At 71.9% G+C, this 16,587-nt stretch carries 14 protein-coding genes; 6 read left to right on the top strand and 8 right to left on the bottom strand.

The genetic code is table 11. From position 1 onward, the window contains the following. Positions 1-44 precede the first annotated feature (44 nt). Complete coding sequence (locus WMF26_RS03595; RefSeq protein WP_437999144.1) at positions 45-653, bottom strand: hypothetical protein; 609 nt, start codon at positions 651-653, stop codon at positions 45-47. Between the two features lie 405 nt (positions 654-1,058). On the opposite strand from WMF26_RS03595, the gene WMF26_RS03590 reads away from it, so the two are divergent. The 3 genes from WMF26_RS03590 (at position 1,059) to WMF26_RS03580 (ending at position 3,765) form a co-directional block, all read left to right on the top strand. Beyond that, positions 1,059-1,916: a homocysteine S-methyltransferase family protein gene (locus tag WMF26_RS03590; protein WP_437999143.1), complete on the top strand. Its 858-nt coding sequence runs from the start codon at positions 1,059-1,061 to the stop codon at positions 1,914-1,916. A 149-nt stretch (positions 1,917-2,065) separates the two neighbouring features. Continuing rightward, on the top strand, positions 2,066-2,758 hold the full coding sequence (locus tag WMF26_RS03585) for a glutathione S-transferase N-terminal domain-containing protein (RefSeq protein ID WP_438002373.1): 693 nt from the start codon (positions 2,066-2,068) through the stop codon (positions 2,756-2,758). A gap of 425 nt (positions 2,759-3,183) precedes the next feature. After that, positions 3,184-3,765 carry a hypothetical protein gene (locus WMF26_RS03580; protein WP_437999142.1) on the top strand — a complete coding sequence of 194 codons (582 nt, stop codon included), beginning with the start codon at positions 3,184-3,186 and terminating at the stop codon, positions 3,763-3,765. Between the two features lie 222 nt (positions 3,766-3,987). On the opposite strand, the gene purU is transcribed toward WMF26_RS03580, so the two are convergent. From purU to WMF26_RS03565, 3 genes are all read right to left on the bottom strand, one after another. Beyond that, the gene (gene purU, locus WMF26_RS03575) at positions 3,988-4,884 is read right to left on the bottom strand and encodes a formyltetrahydrofolate deformylase (protein WP_061628066.1); all 897 of its coding nucleotides are present in this window, start codon (positions 4,882-4,884) and stop codon (positions 3,988-3,990) included. A gap of 65 nt (positions 4,885-4,949) precedes the next feature. Further along, complete coding sequence (locus tag WMF26_RS03570; protein ID WP_061628065.1) at positions 4,950-5,687, bottom strand: histidine phosphatase family protein; 738 nt, start codon at positions 5,685-5,687, stop codon at positions 4,950-4,952. Between the two features lie 123 nt (positions 5,688-5,810). Beyond that, entirely contained in the window at positions 5,811-6,116 is a 306-nt protein-coding gene (locus tag WMF26_RS03565; RefSeq protein WP_061628064.1) for a hypothetical protein, read from the bottom strand. Positions 6,117-6,463: 347 nt separating this feature from the next. Between WMF26_RS03565 and WMF26_RS03560 the strand changes: the two genes are divergently transcribed. Next, the gene (locus WMF26_RS03560; protein WP_437999141.1) at positions 6,464-7,069 is read left to right on the top strand and encodes a hypothetical protein; all 606 of its coding nucleotides are present in this window, start codon (positions 6,464-6,466) and stop codon (positions 7,067-7,069) included. Between the two features lie 114 nt (positions 7,070-7,183). Here the strand turns inward: WMF26_RS03560 and mgtE are convergent, their stop codons facing one another. After that, entirely contained in the window at positions 7,184-8,518 is a 1,335-nt protein-coding gene (gene mgtE / locus WMF26_RS03555; RefSeq protein WP_437335794.1) for a magnesium transporter, read from the bottom strand. Positions 8,519-8,908: 390 nt separating this feature from the next. Between mgtE and WMF26_RS03550 the strand changes: the two genes are divergently transcribed. Continuing rightward, positions 8,909-9,925, top strand: a complete 1,017-nt coding sequence (locus tag WMF26_RS03550) for a LacI family DNA-binding transcriptional regulator (RefSeq protein ID WP_437944651.1) — start codon at positions 8,909-8,911, stop codon at positions 9,923-9,925. 109 nt (positions 9,926-10,034) lie between these two features. Here the strand turns inward: WMF26_RS03550 and WMF26_RS03545 are convergent, their stop codons facing one another. After that, the gene (locus WMF26_RS03545) at positions 10,035-10,652 is read right to left on the bottom strand and encodes a Maf family protein (RefSeq protein ID WP_437999140.1); all 618 of its coding nucleotides are present in this window, start codon (positions 10,650-10,652) and stop codon (positions 10,035-10,037) included. Positions 10,653-10,912: 260 nt separating this feature from the next. Between WMF26_RS03545 and WMF26_RS03540 the strand changes: the two genes are divergently transcribed. Then, the gene (locus WMF26_RS03540) at positions 10,913-12,526 is read left to right on the top strand and encodes a right-handed parallel beta-helix repeat-containing protein (RefSeq protein WP_437999139.1); all 1,614 of its coding nucleotides are present in this window, start codon (positions 10,913-10,915) and stop codon (positions 12,524-12,526) included. Positions 12,527-12,542: 16 nt separating this feature from the next. Here WMF26_RS03540 and WMF26_RS03535 read toward each other — a convergent pair whose 3' ends face one another. Both WMF26_RS03535 and WMF26_RS03530 read right to left on the bottom strand, forming a co-directional pair. Further along, a complete protein-coding gene (locus WMF26_RS03535; protein ID WP_437999138.1) occupies positions 12,543-14,732 on the bottom strand; it encodes a bifunctional alpha,alpha-trehalose-phosphate synthase (UDP-forming)/trehalose-phosphatase in 2,190 nt (729 codons plus the stop codon). Positions 14,733-14,831: 99 nt separating this feature from the next. After that, the gene (locus tag WMF26_RS03530) at positions 14,832-16,517 is read right to left on the bottom strand and encodes a serine/threonine protein kinase (protein ID WP_437335789.1); all 1,686 of its coding nucleotides are present in this window, start codon (positions 16,515-16,517) and stop codon (positions 14,832-14,834) included. Positions 16,518-16,587 lie beyond the last annotated feature (70 nt).

The raw sequence follows: 16,587 nt of genomic DNA, 5'->3' as shown, positions 1-16,587 counted from the left end.
CGAGGGCCTTGCCAGCGAGGGGGGAGGAGGTCGTCAGGCGAGGCTCAGCACCAGACGTGCTCGACGAGGTAGCAGGTGTACGTCCCCGGATACCAGGTCTCCGGGCGCCCGCCGGTGACGTTGTCGGTGCAGATCTCGCAGTACGCGTGGATGCACTCGGGGTCGGTGGTCTGCGGGCTCGCCCCCGGGGACTTCACGGGCTTCTCCGAGTAGAAGAACCCGTCGGCCTTCAGCTGGTCGAGCTCGCTCTCCGACAGCTTGCCGAAGGCGGCCGCGTCCGAGGCGATGCTGAACCTGTCGTCCGAGCCCTCCGTCAGCACGGGCGCCGGGTAGTCACCGTAGTCGGCGCTCTCCACCGCGGCCATCTGCTCCGAGAGCAGGATCTCCTTGCCGTCGCCGGTGGAGAGCTTGATGCGCGCGTAGTCGATCGGCGCCGCCGAGTAGTCGAAGGCATAGACCGTCTTCTGGTCCATCTCGAGGCTCAGGAACCCCGCCTCCGGGAGGTCGGCCTGCGTGATCCGCTCGTGCGTCACCGCGTCATCGACGACCGGCTCCTCCGACGCGCCGCATCCGGTAAAACCGGCCGCCGCGATGACGCCGAGCGCAACACTGAGAGCGAGCGATTTGGAAGAACGGATGGACTGTCGGATCATGTTGGGCGTTCCTTTCTTTAGGCTCACTGACGGAGGTCACCTGGCCTAGCGCTGACCAGAGGGAGCTCCACCCCTGTCGGTCCTTCGAGCGATGGCTGCCTGTTGGACCCCACGACTCCCGCGAGTCGAGCCGAATGAGGGGAAGATGATTTCAAACGGTGCCGCAGCCCCCCCATACCTGGCAAGCAAATTCCCGGCGCGAAAGAGAATTCCATCGTTCTTTCTGCGGCATAGTGGTCGGGACGGTGCGCTGTGCGGGCCCGGCGTACCTGCCGCAGTACAGCGGGCGCACTGCGGGAATCAGGGGTTGCCTTGAGAGCCGGTCACGGACATACCGGAGCCTACATGGTGGACGAGCAGCGCGCGCGGTCCAGGCGAGTCGAAACCACGGCTGAGGCCGACATCGTGGTGCTTGACGGCCCGCTCGGGACCGAGCTCGCCGCGCGGGGGGTCGCGACGCCGGCGCCGCTCTGGAGCGCGGCGGCCCTGCTCGACGCGCGCGGCAGCGACGTCGTGCGCGCGATCCACCGGGACTACGCGCGCGCCGGCGCCACGGTGCACACGGCGAACACCTTCCGCACGAAGCGCAGGCAGGCGGGCGCCGCGTGGGCCGAGCTCCTCGCGCGCGCGGTCTCGCTCGCGCGCGAGGCCGTCCGCGAGGTGGACCCGCGGCACCGGATCGCCGGCAGCATCGCGCCGCTCGAGGACTGCTACCGGCCGGATCTCAGCCCGGCCAGCGCGCGGCAGGAGCACCGCGAGCTCGCGCAGGCGCTCGCGGCGGCGCGCGTCGACGTCCTGCTCTGCGAGACGTTCCCGCACGTCGGCGAGGCGCTCGTGGCGCTCGAGGAGGCCGTCGCCACGGGCGTCGAAGCGTGGGTGTCGTTCACGGCGGGGCCGGGCGCGGATCTCCTCTCGCCCGAGGACATCGGCGCCGCCGCGCGGGAGGCGGCCGCCCGCGGCGCGCGGGCCGTCCTGGTCAACTGCACCCCGGCGACGCGCACGCTCGAGCACGTCGAGCGGCTCGCGGCGTGCGGCGTCCCGTTCGGGGCCTACGCGAACGCCGGCGCCGAGGCCGAGGGGCTCGGCTGGGCCGAGGGGCAGGGCCGCCCTTCGGCCGCGCGCTACGCCGACCTCGCGCGCGGCTGGATCGAGGCGGGCGCCACGATCGTGGGCGGCTGCTGCGGGACGGGGCCCGCGCACGTCGCGGCGCTGCGCGCGCTCGCCGACGAGGCGGCGCGCCGCCCCGCGGGGCCTCTGCGCTGAGGCGCCGATCGCCGGTTGCTCTCCCTGGGTCGACGTGCCACCGATGCCCGAGGCGCAGGGCGGCGCCGGCGCGGCGCCCTGCAGACGATCCAGGTCCCGAGATGACACGCAGTCGCGATCGGCGACACACCACGGAGACGGAGCGCACGATGATCGACCTCTATTACTGGCCCACCCCGAACGGCTGGAAGATCAGCATCATGCTCGAGGAGACGGGCCTCCCGTACAAGCTCATCCCGGTCAACATCGGGCGGGGCGATCAGTTCAAGCCGGAGTTCCTCGCGATCAGCCCCAACAACAGGATGCCCGCGATCGTCGATCACGATCCGCCGGGCGGCGGGGCGCCGATCTCGGTGTTCGAGTCGGGCGCGATCCTGCTCTACCTCGCGGAGAAGACGGGCCAGCTCATCCCCTCGGACGTCCGGGGTCGTTATGAGGTGACCCAGTGGCTCATGTGGCAGATGGGCGGCCTCGGCCCGATGAGCGGTCAGGCGGGGCACTTCGGCCAGTATGCGCCGGAGAAGATCCCGTACGCGATCGAGCGCTACACGAACGAGGTCCGCCGGCTCTACGGCGTGATGGACAAGCGGCTCGCGGATCGGCCCTACCTGGCGGGCGAGTACTCGATCGCCGACGTCGCGAGCTTCCCCTGGGCGATGCTGTACGATCGGTACGGGGTCTCCGCCGACGAGCTCCCGAACTTCAAGCGATGGATCGATGCGGTGCGCGCGCGGCCGGCCGTCGCGCGGGGGCTCGCGGCGGGGAGCGAGCTGCGGAACCAGAGCCAGTCGCTCGACGACGAGGCGAAGCGCTGGCTGTTCGGCAAGAAGCTCCAGGCGTGAGCCGCCCGTCCGCGGCGCGCGTGAGGCGCGGCCTCCGCGCCCCGCGGCGGTGCGCTCGAGCGTCGCGGGCGCGCAACGCCTCGTGAACGGGGCTGCGGCCTGGGCGGACGGCTCGACCTCGGACGAACCGTCCCGTCCCGGCGCCCCGGCGATGCACACGCGGCTCGAGCGACGCGCTTCCGAGCAGGGCGAGGCCGTCGCGCGACGCGCCTCGCGGGCGGATCATCGCCCTGCGCACCGGAGGAGCGGTGCGCCCTGGCTGGACCGGGACGCCGATCGCGCGCGCTGCATCTTCCGCCCCGCCAACGTCAAGCATGCCGGGAGCGGAAACGTATGCACACGTCGAACAGGCACACACTCTGCTCTGCGGTGAGCCGAGATGTCTGGGCCTGCTGGGCCCTCGCGGACATCGGGGGGAACCGATCATGTCGATGCATAGCAAGATGCTGGTGCCTGCAGTTCTTTTCGCTGCCCTCGCCGCCGGTTGCGCGGTGAGCGCCGACGAGGCCGATCTCGATCAAGCCGAGCTCGACGAGGCCTCGATCGCGTCGGCCGAGCAAGCGCTCGGAGGGGCGCGGGGCGGATACGTAGGAATGGGCACGTCGCAGCTCGGTCCCAGCCAGGCGGGGCTCATCCCCAGCCAGGCGGGGCTCGTCCCGAGCAAGGGCTCTTTTGGCCCGAGCAAGGGCTCTTTCGGCCCGAGCAAGGGCTCTTTCGGCCCGAGCAAGGGCTCTTTCGGCCCGAGCAAGGGCTCTTTCGGTCCGAGCAAGGGCGAGATCCCGTCGAAGGCTGGGTTCGGCTACGGCGCCCAGCAATCCGGCCAGGCGATGCTGGGCCAGATGGGCCAGTACGCCGGCGTCGGCCAGACCGCCGCCCTCGGCCAGACGGCCATCGGTCAATCGGGCGCTTACGGCCATGTCGGCCAGCTGGGCGTCGGCCAGCAGTCGGCCTTCGCGCCCGGCGCCACGGGCCAGACCGGCGGGTTCGGCCAGCAGCGCAACCCCTGATCTCCCCGCGCGCGAGCCCCTCCGGCTCACCGGAGCCGCCATGGGCCGCGCCCCGCACGGCGATCCGGAGCACGAGGCCGCCAAGACGCCAGGACCCGAGGAGACCCTTTGCGGCCTCCCCCGTGCCCTCGGCGTCTCGGCGGTCCGATCCCCTCTCGTCCGAGCCCCGGGGGGAGCCGCGCAGGGCAGGATCCGCCCTTGGATCCTCCGCGCCTCGGGCTGTCAGAACACGACGGTCCGGCGGCCCTCGACGATGACCCGCCGCTCCAGGTGCGCCCGGACGGCGCGGGAGAGGACGAGGCGCTCCACGTCGCGCCCCACCCGGGTCATCTCTTCCGGACCCAGCTGGTGATTCACGCGCGCGACGTCCTGCTCGATGATCGGCCCCTGGTCCAGGTCCCGCGTGGCGTAGTGCGCCGTCGCGCCGATGAGCTTCACGCCGCGCGCGTGCGCCTGATGGTACGGCTTCGCGCCCTGGAACGCGGGCAGGAACCCGTGGTGAATGTTGATGACGGGCGGCCCTTCATCGAGAATCTGCTCGGACAGGATTTGCATGTACCGCGCCAGGACGACGAGATCGACATGGTGCCTCTTCAGCAGGTGGAGCACCTGGCGCTCCTGCTCGCGCTTCGTCTCCGGGGTGATCGGGAGACAGAAGAAGGGGATTCGGAAGCTCTCGGCCACCGCCTCGAGCGTGGGGTGATTGGAGATAACGAGCGGGATCTCGCAGCGGAGCTCGCCCGCGCGCTGCCGGAGCACGAGATCGTAGAGGCACGCTGGATCCTTGGTCACGAGGATCGCCATCTTCGGGACGTGATCGCTGTAGTCGACCGACCAGCGCGCCGAGAGCGACGTGGCGAGCTCGCGAAAGGCGGCCTCGATCGCGCTGCGGGTGGCCGAGCCGCCCAGGGCGGTGACCGCGGCCGGCGACGAGAGACCGGACAGATCGACGACGAGGCGCATGAAGAAGCGCGGTCCCTCGTCCGTGAACGCATCCGTGTGATTGCTCGCGTCGATGATGTTCAGGCCGATGTTGTAGAAGAAGCCCGCGAGTCGCGCGACGAGCCCGGGCTGGTCGGGCGCGGCGACGAGGAAGGTTGCGTGGACAGGACCCGTCATGCGGGCCATGGTGCTCGCCCCGAGGCAGCGGCGCAAGCGCGGGGCGCGGCGGGCCGGCGGGGGCGCTAGCGCCCCTCGCCGCTCTCCGAGGACGGCGGCCCCGACGGATCCTCCGCGCCCCTGGGCGCCAGCGTGGAGAGCTCCGCCCAGGGGATGCGCACGGTGCGCTCGACGTCGCGCAGGTGGGCGCTGTCGTTGTAATAGATGAGGTGCCAGGCCTCCGCGCGACCCCAGCGCCGCCGGCGCTGCCAGTGGGTGAGCGACGTGTGGCGGGTGGCGAAGTGCGCCACCGGAAACGCGAGCGCGTTCATCTTGAAGAAATGGAGGAACGCGACGTCGATGAAGCCGCCGTGCGTGACGATCGCGATCGTCCGCCCCTCGTGCTCGCGGGTGATGCGATCGAGGGCGACGGAGACCCGCAGCATGAACTGAGCCCAGCTCTCCCCGCCGGGGCTCGCCGGGCGGTAGGGCTCGCGCTCGAAATCGATCGCATAGCGCACCATCGCCTCTCCGACGGGCATCCCGTCCGCCTCGCCGGGGCGGAGCTCCTGGACGTCGTCGTCGAGCGTGACGGGCAGCCCCAGGGCGGGGGCGACGATCTCGGCGGTCTGCTGCGCCCGGCGAAAGGAGCTCGCGATCAGGACGTCGGCGGCGAGCTCGCGCGTCGCGGCCAGGCGATCGCGCAGCCGCTCCGCCTGGAGGATCCCGAGCGACGTCAGCCCGGTGTCCCCGCGCATCCCGCCCACGATATGGTTCACGTTGACGAGCGCTTCTCCGTGCCGGATGAGATAGAGGTTCGTCACGATCTGAGCCTCCGAGGCGCGCGACCTGGCGAGGGGGACGGCCGCGCGGGGCGGTCCGCGCCCGCTAGGAAGAGCAAGGCCCCCCTCGAATGTCAAGGGTTTGTGCCGCGGCCGCGCGGGCGCTCAGGGGCAGCCGTGGAGGAGCGCGAAGAAGGCCGCGCTCTCCGAGCAGACCTGCTCGCCGCGCAGGGCGCTGCAGAAATCGTCGGCCGTGCGAAAGGCCTTCTCTCCCGTGCTGCCCTCGATGCAGGAGATCGAGTAGACGAACCGCGGGCCGCTCTCTCCAAGCTCGCCGGGGCTCCCCGGCTCGGACGCGCCGCCCACCTGGGCGCCGCTGCCGCCGGCGTCCTCCGGCGGATCGACGCCGAACGCCGGGAATACCACGATGGGCAAGAGGCCGAAGAGGCCTGCTACGAAATGCGGGACCATGAGCTCACCTCCAACGTCGATGAAAATGCATCCGCGTACGAGGTAGCGAGTGCATCTGTCGTATCGACATGCATTCGACAGGCCAGCTCGGCTCATGTCCGCCCATTGCACACGGCCGCGCGGCGAGCGCGCTCCCGAGCGAGGGAGCCGGCCCGTCCGGGCCGGAGGAGGCGCCGGGCCCGATCGCCGGGACCCCGCCGCGCCGCCGCCCGGGGCCCCGCCGCGCCGCCGCCCGGGGCCCCGCGCGCTGGCAAACGCCGCCCGCGAGCCGGTTTGCCGGCGCGCGGGGCCGCGCTTGCCAGCGCGCTCGGACATGGCCTACAAGGCGGGCCCCTGAAGGAGATCTCATGTACCGTCGCAGCTTCATCGCGGCCGCGCTGTTCGGCGCCGCGGCCCTCGTCGGGTGCGCGCCGAGCTGGCGCGTCGTGACCCAGGCGAGCCCCGCTCCGTTCGTGGGCCAGCGGTATTTCGCCCTGATGCCCATCGACTTCGTGGGCCTCCAGATCATCGACCAGTCCGAGGACCGGTACCTCGCCGGCAAGGACGGGGACGACTACCAGCGCTTCATGGCCGACAAGGACTCCATCAACGAGGAGTTCGCGAAGGCCCTGGTCGAAGACGCCAAGGAGGAGGGTATCGAGGTCGCGGAGGCCGCCGGCACGACCTCGGCGCCGTTCGTGCTCAAGCCCTATGTCGGCTACATGAACCCCGGCTTCTACGCGGTCGTCTCCTCGGCTCCCAGCCAGATCCGGCTGACCTTGCGGATCACGACGCGGGACGGCAAGGTGCTCGACGAGGTCCAGTTCTCGAGCCGCACGCCGTCGCCGATCCCGAACACGGCCCTGAGCGCGGCCGACGCGGACAAGCTGACGATGGGCGGCCGCTGGCGCGAGGACGCCCGCGTCATCGGCGCCTACGCGGCCCGCTACCTCGCGTCGCGCGTCGCCCCCTAGCGCGCGCCGCGGCGGAGCGCGCCCTCCCCTCCCCCCGGGCGCCTCCAGGCCCGGGGAGCCGCGCCCGCGCGGCGCCGCGCGGGCCCCGCGCGCCACGGCGGCCGCCCGCCCGCTTCACAGCAAGATCCCGCGGAGCAGGAGCTCGGCCACGCTGAAGTAGATCACGAGGCCGGAGACGTCGACGAGGGTCGCGACGAACGGCGCCGAGGCGCTCGCCGGGTCGAAGCGGAGCGCCCGGAGCGCGAACGGCAGGAGCGCGCCCGCCAGCGTGCCCCACGTCACGACGCCGACCAGGCTGATGGCCACGGTCAGCGCGAGCAGCACGTAGTGCCGCCCGTAGGCCCCGAACAGCTGCTCCCAGGCGAGGACGCGCAGGAAGCCGATCCCGCCGAGGATGCCGCCGAGCAGGAGGCCCGACGCGAGCTCCCGGCGGCTGACGCGGAAGAAATCGCCGATCCGGATCTCGCCGAGCGCCATCGCCCGGATGACCAGCGTCGTCGCCTGAGATCCGGAGTTGCCCCCGCTCGAGATGATGAGCGGCACGAAGAGGGCCAGCACGACCGCGCGGGCGATCTCGTCCTCGTAGTGCCCCATCGCGGTGGCGGTGAGGAGCTCGCCCACGAACAGCGCGGAGAGCCAGCCCGCGCGCTTGCCGAGCATCTTGAAGAGCGGGGTCCGGAGGTACGGCGCGTCGAGCGCCTGCATGCCGCCGAGCTTCTGGATGTCCTCGGTCGCCTCCTCCTCCACGACGTCCACGATGTCGTCGGCGGTGACGATCCCCTTCATGCGGCCCTCGCCGTCGACGACGGGGATCGCCACGAGATCGTGCTCCGCGAAGCGCCGCGCGACCGCCTCCTGGTCGGCGTCCTCGTTCACCGAGACGACGTCGGTCTTCATGACGTCGCTGATCCGGAGGTGGCCGGGCGCGATCATGAGCTGCCTCAGCGACACCACGCCGCGCAGCCGCTGCTCGGCGTCGAGCACATAACCGTAGTAGACGGTCTCGAGGTGATCCCGGGCCTGCCGCTTGAGGTAGCTGATCGCCTCGTCGACCGTCGCCTCCGGCCGCACGCGCGCGAACCACGGGCTCATGAGCCCGCCGGCCTCGTCCTCCGCGTAGGCGAGGAGGGCGCTCACCTCCCGGCGCGTCGGCTCGTCGAGCAGCGAGAGGAGCTCTTCTTGCGCGGCCGGGCACACCTCGAGGAGGATGTCCGCCACGTCGTCGGGCGCGAGCAGGCGGAGCCACAGCCTCCGCTCGCCCTTGGTGAGGGCGGCGAGGAGCGCGGCCTGGTCGGCGGTGGGGAGGCCCTGGAAGAAATCCTCCGCCTCCTCGCGCCGCAGGCGGCGATAGGCCTGCACCCGCTCCTCGTTCTCCAGGGCCGGCCACGACACGGACAGCTCGGCGGCCGAGAGCGTCTCGTTCGCCTGGATGGGCGGGCGTTCCATCATCGCCTCACCTCGTCGAGCGCCTGGCCCGCCCCGTCGGCGTCGCCCGGCAGAAGGTGCTCAGTCAGAGGGGCTGAGCGGCAAGCTCGACCCTCGATCCACGGTGATCAGCCGGTTAGCAACGCGCGCGCCACGGCCGCGCCGGCCACGCTGGCCGCGCCGCCCGCGGCGCCGCCCGCCTGCGCCAGCGGCCAGCGCTACGCGTCAGCGCTCCGCCTGGGGCGGCCCAATCGCCCTCCGGCGCATTCCGATATCCTCGAATTTTTACTTGGCCAATCAAACCGTGTCGACGCGCGGAGTTCGGTTTGACAGAAGCCCGCCGCGACGACTAGGATGGAAGCGCTTTCCTTCGGCTTGTCTTGCAATATGAAATCTTCGCCTGAGGCTGTCACGATGAACTCCGGCGCTCGGCCGACGGTGCGCATGGAGGAGGTGGCCCGGCACGCCGGGGTGTCGCCGGCGACGGTCAGCCGGGTCCTGAACGATCGGGGCAAGTGCAGCGCGAAGACGCGTGAGCGGGTGCTCGCCGCGATACGCGATCTCGGCTACGTGGCGAACGCGGCCGCGAGGAGCCTCGCGCAGGGCCGGACAGGCTCGCTCGGCTTTCTCCTGCCCACCATCGGCACCGAGTTCATGTCGAGCTTCCTCCAGGTCGTCGCGAGCGCGGCCACCGAGGAGGGGTATGATCTCCTCATCGCGTTGCGCTCGGAGAGCTCGCTGCGTCGGATGCTCGGCCGGCACAACACCGATGGCGTCCTGATCTTCGGCTCCGCGATGGGCGAGGCGAGCCTGAGGCGGCTCGCGGCCGAGGGGTTCCCGGCGCTCCTCGTCTATCGAACGCCGCCCCCGGGCCTCTCGTTGCCGAGCATCGCCATCGACAACGAGGCGGGCGTGCGGGAGTCGGTCGAGCACCTGATCCAGGCGCACGGCCGGCGTCGCGTCGCGTTCCTGCGGGGCCCCGCGGGGAACGAGGACGCGGGGCGGCGCGAGGAGGCGTATCGGGCGACCCTCGTGCGCCACGGCCTCCCGGTCGATCCGCGCCTCTGCCGCAGCGGGCTCAGCGCCGAGGAGGCGCGCGCCTCGACGATGGCGTGGCTCCGCGAGCAGGCGCCGTTCGACGCGGTCGTCGGCTGGTGCGACGCCGCCGCGATCGGCGCGATGGATGCGCTGCGGAGCGAGGGCCGCAGCGTCCCCGCCGACGTGTCGGTGGTGGGGTTCGACGACATCGGCCCCGCGCGGCACCTCGATCCGGCGCTCACCACGGTCCGCCCGCCGACGGAGCTCGTCGCGAGGCTCGCCGTCCGGGAGCTCGTGCGGCTCGTCCAGAGCGGCCAGCGCGGCGCCGGGGAGCCGCAGCCGCGGCTGGCCGTCGAGCTCGTCCTCCGTCGCTCCTGCGGCTGCTCGCGCTGACGAGCGCCGCTCCCGCGGCGGCGCGCGCCGCTCCCGCGGCTGGTCGCGCCGGCGCGCGCCGCTCCCGCGGCTGGTCGCGCCGGCGCGCGCCGCTCCCGGGGCTCTGCGCTCACGCGGGCGCGGGCAGGCCGAGCGGATCGACCCCGAAGCGGCGCAGGAGGCGGCAGAGCGGGACGAGCGGCAGCCCCACGATGGCGGTCTCGTCGGCGTGGCGCACGTCGTCGAACAGCCACGGCCCGTGCTTCTCGAAGAGGTACCCGCCCGCGCTGCCGATCGGCCGATCCAGCGCGACGTAGCGCCGGATCTGCGCGCGGTCGAGCGGCCGGACGCGGAGCTCCACCGTGACGACCTCGGCCAACGTCCGCGGCTCCCCGGGCGCGAGCGGCAGCCCCGGAGGCGCGTGCACCGCGACGGCGGTGTGGAGGGCGTGGGCGCGCCCGGCGAGCCGACCGAGCTGGTCCGCCGCCTCGTCGAGCGACGCCGGCTTGCGGAGGAGCTCGCCGTCGAGATCGAGCGCCTGGTCGGCGCCGATGATGAGGGCGCCCTCGTGCGCGGCCGCGAGGCTCAGCGCCTTCCCCTCCGCGAAAGCGCGGGCGCAGGCGACGGGCGGCAGCCCCTCGGGCGCGATCTCGTCGAACGCCGGCCGGGCGACCTCGTACGCGAGCCCGAGGCGATCGAGGAGCGCCCTCCGGAAGGGAGACGTGGAGGCGAGGACAATCCGGAACATGGCCGGATCCATGGCACGAAACGACGCCCGTGCCGAGGGGGACCGGCTCCCCTGCCCCGCGCGCCGCTCGAACGTCGCCGACTGCATTCATTCCATCGAATCTGCCTGCGGACACGGAGAGTCAGCAATGGCCAAAACCCCGGGGATCCGCGAAAGAACGGCGTACATTGACCGCCGTAAGGTGTCGCCTGAATTACCCATCATGCATTTCATTAAAAAGCAGCTTGCAATTCGACTCCTCAGGACGTGAGATTGCGGCGATGCAGCAACTCAATACAAGACACCTCGTCACGCTCTCTCTCGTCGCGCCGGGCATCGGGCTCTCCGTGCTGCTCGCGGCCTCGCCGGCGAGCGGAGCGACGTACGAGGTGGGTCGAGGCAAGCCGTATTCGAGCCTCGCGGAGATCGCCCCTCGCCTCGCTGCCGGGGATGTGGTCGAGGTCCAGGGCGACGCGACCTATCCAGGGGACCTGATCTTCAAGAAATCCGGCACCGAAGCGCAGAAGATCACCATCCGCGGCGTCCGCGTGAACGGCCGCCGCCCCGTCCTGTCCGGAGGGACGAACACGGTGGTCTTCGGTGGCAATCATTACACCTTCGAAGGATTCGAGATCACCGGCGGCGCGAGCCGCTGCGTGTTCAACCGCGCGCACGACGTCACCGTCCGCGACGCGGTGGTGCACGATTGCCCTGGCCACGGCATCCTAGGCGCCGACTCCGAGTCGGGCTCGTTCACGCTGGAGTACGTCGAGGTCTACGCGTGCGGCTCCGGCGACACCAGGCACCCCATCTACATCGCGACCGACGAGGAGACGCGCCTCGGCTCGGTGTTCCGCATGCGGCATTGCTATGTCCACGACGGCAACGGCGGCAACAACGTGAAGAGCCGCGCCGAGCGGAACGAGATCTATTACAACTGGATCGAGGGCGCGAAATACCACGAGATCGAGCTCATCGGGCCCGACGGCCAGGACGAGGGGCTCGCGCGCGAGGACTCGGACGTGGTCGGCAATGTCTTCGTCAAGACCGGCCAGCACTTCGTCGCGCGCGTCGGGGGCGACGGGACGGGGCAGACGTTCGGCCGCTTCCGGTTCGTCAACAACACGTTCCTGCTCGCCCCCGGCTCGAGGCCGGCGATCCGGATGTACGACGGCATCGAGAGCGTCGAGATGAGCAACAATGTGTTCTATCGGCGCGGCGGCGGCGGCGTGGAGGTCTACGTCGACAGGTCGGCGAGCTGGGTGACGGGAGCGGCGCTCATCGCGGGCGCGAACAACTGGGTCCCGTCCGGCTCTTCGGCCATCCCCGCGGCGTGGACAGGCACGCTGCAGGGCGCCGATCCCGGGTTCGCCGACGTCGGCTCGATGGACCTCCGCCCGTCGGCGGGCAGCCCGCTCGTCGACGCCGGCGCCCGGTGGACGCCGAGCCCGGCCGGGCACCCGTTCCCGAGCCCGCTCGCCGCGCCGCGGTTCGCCCCCGCCAGGGGCGTGCGCGCGGCCAGCGGAGCGCCGCAGCGGCCGACCGCGGGCGCGATCGACATCGGCGCCTACGAGTTCGGGCCCGGCCTCGCCGACGCGACGATCGCCATGAGGGCTGCCGCCGCCGACAGCGGCGCCCCGGCCGAGAGCGACGGCGCGGACAGCGATGACACCGGCGGCGACGGCGCGGAGATCGACAGCGGCGCCGCGGACGGCGCGGACGCCGAAGACCGCGCCGCGGCCGCCGACGAGGAGGCCCTCGAGCGCGCCGGCGCGTGCAGCGCCAGCGGCGCGCTCGCAGGCGCCCCGCTCGCCGGCTCGGGCGCGGCCGCCGCCGCGGCGACCGCGCTCCTCGGCGCCGCCCTCCGGCGCCGCGGCCGCCGCCCGAGGGCGTGACCCGCAGCGCGGGCGCTCACGCCACGAGCGCGCGCAGGAAGCGCCGCGCCGCGGCCGGATCGGGCAGCTGAAACGCCGCGGAGCTCTCCCCGCCGCCCACGTGGACGGTCAGGGCCGTCGGGGGGAGCGCCGCGAACAGATCCTCGTCCGTCCGGTCGTCGCCGAGCGCGACGACCATCGCCTCGGGCGGCACCGTCGCAAGCACCCGCGGCACGATCGCCCCCTTGTTCACGCCGCGCAGCCGCACCTCCAGCACCTTCCGGCCGGGGATCAGCTCGAGATCGCGCTCGCGCAGCACCTCCTCGAGCTTCGCGGGCACCTCGCGCGCCATCTGGCTGGCGAGCTCCGGGTCGGCCGACCGGTAGTGCCACGCGATCGACGCCACCTTCTCCTCGATGAAGCTGCCCGCCGTGCGGTCGACGAACCCCTGGAGGATGTCGCGGACCCGCGGCTTCCAGTCGAGCGACGCCTCGCGGAGCGCGACCCAGGGCTCGCCGGGGGCCGCGCGGGAGTAGAACCCGTGCTCCGCGTGCAGGCTGATGGGCAGCTCGCCCAGCCAGCGCTCGAGATCCTCGCGCGGCCGGCCGCTCACCACGTGCACCTGCGTCCGCGGGCGCGCCGCGAGCTCGCGCAGATCCGCGATGAGCTCCTCGTCCGGCGGCGCGAGCTCGGGCATCGCCGCGAGCGGGACGAGCGTGCCGTCGTAGTCGAGCATCACGACCAGCGAGGGGGCGCTGCGGGCGCTCGCGATCGTGTTCAGCTGGGGCGCGTCGGTGCGCCGCCGGACCGCCCCGACCTCCGGCGCCGCGCTGCACGCGCGCTCGAGATCGTTCAGGAAGCAGTGCGCCCAGCGGTGCACGTCGTGCGTGACGACGCGGCGCCGGAGCGCCTGCATCCGGACGCGCTGCTCGGACGGCGGCATGACGAGCGCCCGCTTGATCGTCGCGGCCACCGAGTCGATGTCGTACGGGTTGACCGGGAGCGCCTCGATCAGCTCGGCGGCCGCGCCCGCGAACTCGCTCAGCACGAGGGCGCCGGTGTCGTCGATCCGCGAGGCCACGTACTCCTTGCAGACCAGGTTCATCCCGTCGCGCAGCGGCGTCACCATCATCACGTCGGCCGCGAGGTAGAGCGCGACGACCTCGGACATGGGCATCGACCGGTGCAGGAAGTGGATCGGGACGTCGTCGAGCGTCGCGTAGCTGCCGTTGATGCGGCCGACGAGCTCGTTCACGGTGCGCCGGAAGTCGGCGTAGGCGTCCACCTTCTCGCGCGTCGGCACCGCGAGCTGGATGAACCGGACCTTGCTCCGGAGCTCGGGCTCGCGCTCGAGGAAGCGCTCGATCGCGAGCATGCGCCGCGGGATCCCCTTCGTGTAGTCGAGCCGATCGATGCCGAGCACGATCTTCCGCCCCTGGGCGCGCTCGCGGATGCGCCGCGCCTCCGCGCGGACCTCCTCGTCCCGGGCGAGCCGCACGAACTCGTCGACGTCGATGCTGATCGGGTGGACGCCGAGCCGCACCTTGCGCCCCTCGACCGCGAGCGTCTCGAGGTCGGGATCGAGGCCGAGCACGCGCGCGGCGGAGTAGACGAAGTGGTACCGATACGACGCCGTGTGAAACCCGACGACGTCCGCGCCGAGCATGCCGCGCAGCACCTGCTCGCGCCACGGCAGGCTCCGGAAGACCTCGGCCGCGGGGAACGGGATGTGCAGGAAGAAGCCGATCCGCGCGTCCGGGATGCGCTGGCGCAGCATCGCCGGCACGAGCGTGAGCTGGTAGTCGTGGATCCAGACGCGGTCGCCGGGCCTGTACTGCGCGACGATCGCTTCGGTGAAGCGCTCGTTCACCTCGCGGTAGGTCTCCCAGTCGCGCCGGGCGTCGAGGTGGACCTTCTCGGTCAGGTAGTGGAACAGCGGCCACAGCACGCCGTTCGAGAAGCCGTCGTAATAGCGCCTCACCTCGGCCGGCGTGAGGTGCACCGGGACGGTGCCGAGCTGCCGGAGCTGCTCCTCGAGCGCCGCGCGCTGCGCCGCGCCGAGGCGCGAGACGTCGCCCGGCCAGCCCAGCCACAGGCCGCCGTGGCGCTCGTGGGGGCTCCGCATCGCGGTGACCAGGCCGCCCGCCGACGGGACGACGGAGACGTCGCCCTGATCGACGTGGACGGTCACGGGGAGGCGGTTCGAGACGATGAGCAGGCGGGACATGCGCGAGCGAAAAAGCTAGCGCATGGCGACGGCACCGCGCCCTCGCGGCGGCGCGAATCCAGGACGAGCCGATACGGATCGTAGGGCTCGTCCTGAACGTCAGCGGTCGATCCGGATCGGGGGCGCCGTGTTCTCGGGGGTGGAGGGCTTCGTCGTGGGCGGAGGCGCGGCCGGGCGAACGGTGCGGCCCCAGTTCCTCTTGCTGCCCGAGGTGGAGGGCTCCTCCGTCTTCGCCGGCGCCGCCACTTGCGCGAGCCTCGCGACGGTCTGGACGGACATCTCGGACGGCCCCTGCACGATGGAGTAGGGCTGGAAGCCTTCCTTCTGCAGCGTCAGCCGGCGCGGCGCCGCGCGCACCTGCTCGTTCTCGATCGAGAGCTGGAGCGGCGTGAGCCCGAGCGACTTGCCGTCCTCGAGGACCTCGGCGCCCGGCGGGATCGACTCGATGATGAGCATGAACGACGGCGCGCCCTTGTGATCGGTCGGCGTGGTCGCCGGCGGGGGCGCGGCGGCGGGCGGGGGATCGGTCGTGGCCTCGCTCTGCGCGGGGCTGCGGGTCAGCACGAACACGACCGCCGCCACGACGACGGCGCCGATGGCGGCGAGGATCGCCGCCTTGCGTCCGCCGCCGGGGCGCGCCTCCTGCGCGCCGGCGGCGCCCTTCGACGCGTCCGCCGTGGTCGCCGCCGAGACGCCCGTGCCGACGCCGGAGGTGCGGCCGCTCGCCTCGTCGTCGGTCGACGGCGCCGGGAGCGTCACGGCCTCCTTGAGCGCCTGCACGGTCGACGAGCGCGACGAGATCTGCACGCCGGGCAGCGACTCGAACGAGGTGATCTGCGTGCCGCCGAAGGCGGTCGTCACGCCCATGCCGCGGGCGCACTCGCCGAGGCCCTGGATGAGCGCGTCCATCGTCGCGGGCCGCCCGTCCGGATCCTTCGCCAGACAGCGCATCACGAGCGCCTCGAGCGGCTCCGGGATGTCGACGTCCGGGTTCCGATCCTTCATGCGCGGCACCGGCTGCTGGAGGTGCGCCATCAGGATCTGGATCGACTTCTCGGACTCGAACGGGACCTTCCCGCAGAGCATCTGGTAGAGGATCACGCCCAGCGAGTAGATGTCGGTCCTGAGATCGACCTTGCCGTGCGAGATCTGCTCGGGCGACATGAAGCGGGGCGATCCGAGGAACGCGCCCTGCTGCGTGAGCTCCTCCGAGTCGTCGCCGAGCTGCTTCACCAGGCCGAAGTCGAGGATCTTGACCGCCTCCTCCGAGTCCTCGTTGGAGACGAGCATGACGTTCGACGGCTTGAGGTCGCGGTGGACGACGCCGTGCTTGTGCGCCTCGCGCAGCCCGCGCGCGATCTGCCGCGCGATGCGCATCGCCTCGGGCGGCGGCAGGCGCCCCTGCCGGCGCACGCGCCGGAAGAGCGTCTCGCCCTCGAGGAACTCCATCGCCATGAAGAACCGGTCCTGATCGTCGGCCTCGATGCGGCCGTAGTCGAAGACGGTGACGATGTTCGGGTGCTGGAGGCGCGCGAGGATGCTCGCTTCGAGGAAGAAGCGCTTGTGGAAGTTCGGGTCGAGCTGCCGCGACGCCTGGTTCGGGATCAGGACCTTGATCGCCACCGGGCGCCCGAGCGGGATCTGCTCGCCGCGATAGATCGTGCCCATGCCGCCGGTCGCGAGCATGGACAGGATCTTGAACTTGCCGTTGAGCACCTTTCCGAGCAACGGATCGATCGGCTCGCTGCGCGCTACTTCATCGACGACGTTTTCGTTGGCACTCATATGAACTCCGTCGCCTTCCCCGTGCGGGCGCGGGCGAGCCCTCCCCTCGGTAACGATGCCTCGCGATGCG

Origin of the sequence: Sorangium sp. So ce185 (genome assembly GCF_051526825.1) — a bacterium.
Taxonomy (GTDB): Bacteria; Myxococcota_A; Polyangia; order Polyangiales; family Polyangiaceae; genus Sorangium; species Sorangium cellulosum_D.
The sequence above is the reverse complement of the archived record's forward strand: the minus strand, read 5'-3'. Positions and strand labels throughout refer to the sequence as shown.

Coding starts and splice junctions, on each gene's coding strand:
- WMF26_RS03595 (WP_437999144.1), bottom strand. CDS start 653: ATGATCCGACAGTCCATCCGTTCTTCCAAATCGCTCGCTCTCAGTGTT.
- WMF26_RS03585 (WP_438002373.1), top strand. CDS start 2,066: ATGATCGACCTCTATTACTGGCCCACCCCGAACGGCTGGAAGATCAGC.
- WMF26_RS03580 (WP_437999142.1), top strand. CDS start 3,184: ATGTCGATGCATAGCAAGATGCTGGTGCCTGCAGTTCTTTTCGCTGCC.
- purU (WP_061628066.1), bottom strand. CDS start 4,884: ATGACGGGTCCTGTCCACGCAACCTTCCTCGTCGCCGCGCCCGACCAG.
- WMF26_RS03565 (WP_061628064.1), bottom strand. CDS start 6,116: ATGGTCCCGCATTTCGTAGCAGGCCTCTTCGGCCTCTTGCCCATCGTG.
- WMF26_RS03560 (WP_437999141.1), top strand. CDS start 6,464: ATGTACCGTCGCAGCTTCATCGCGGCCGCGCTGTTCGGCGCCGCGGCC.
- mgtE (WP_437335794.1), bottom strand. CDS start 8,518: ATGATGGAACGCCCGCCCATCCAGGCGAACGAGACGCTCTCGGCCGCC.
- WMF26_RS03550 (WP_437944651.1), top strand. CDS start 8,909: ATGAACTCCGGCGCTCGGCCGACGGTGCGCATGGAGGAGGTGGCCCGG.
- WMF26_RS03545 (WP_437999140.1), bottom strand. CDS start 10,652: ATGTTCCGGATTGTCCTCGCCTCCACGTCTCCCTTCCGGAGGGCGCTC.
- WMF26_RS03540 (WP_437999139.1), top strand. CDS start 10,913: ATGCAGCAACTCAATACAAGACACCTCGTCACGCTCTCTCTCGTCGCG.
- WMF26_RS03535 (WP_437999138.1), bottom strand. CDS start 14,732: ATGTCCCGCCTGCTCATCGTCTCGAACCGCCTCCCCGTGACCGTCCAC.
- WMF26_RS03530 (WP_437335789.1), bottom strand. CDS start 16,517: ATGAGTGCCAACGAAAACGTCGTCGATGAAGTAGCGCGCAGCGAGCCG.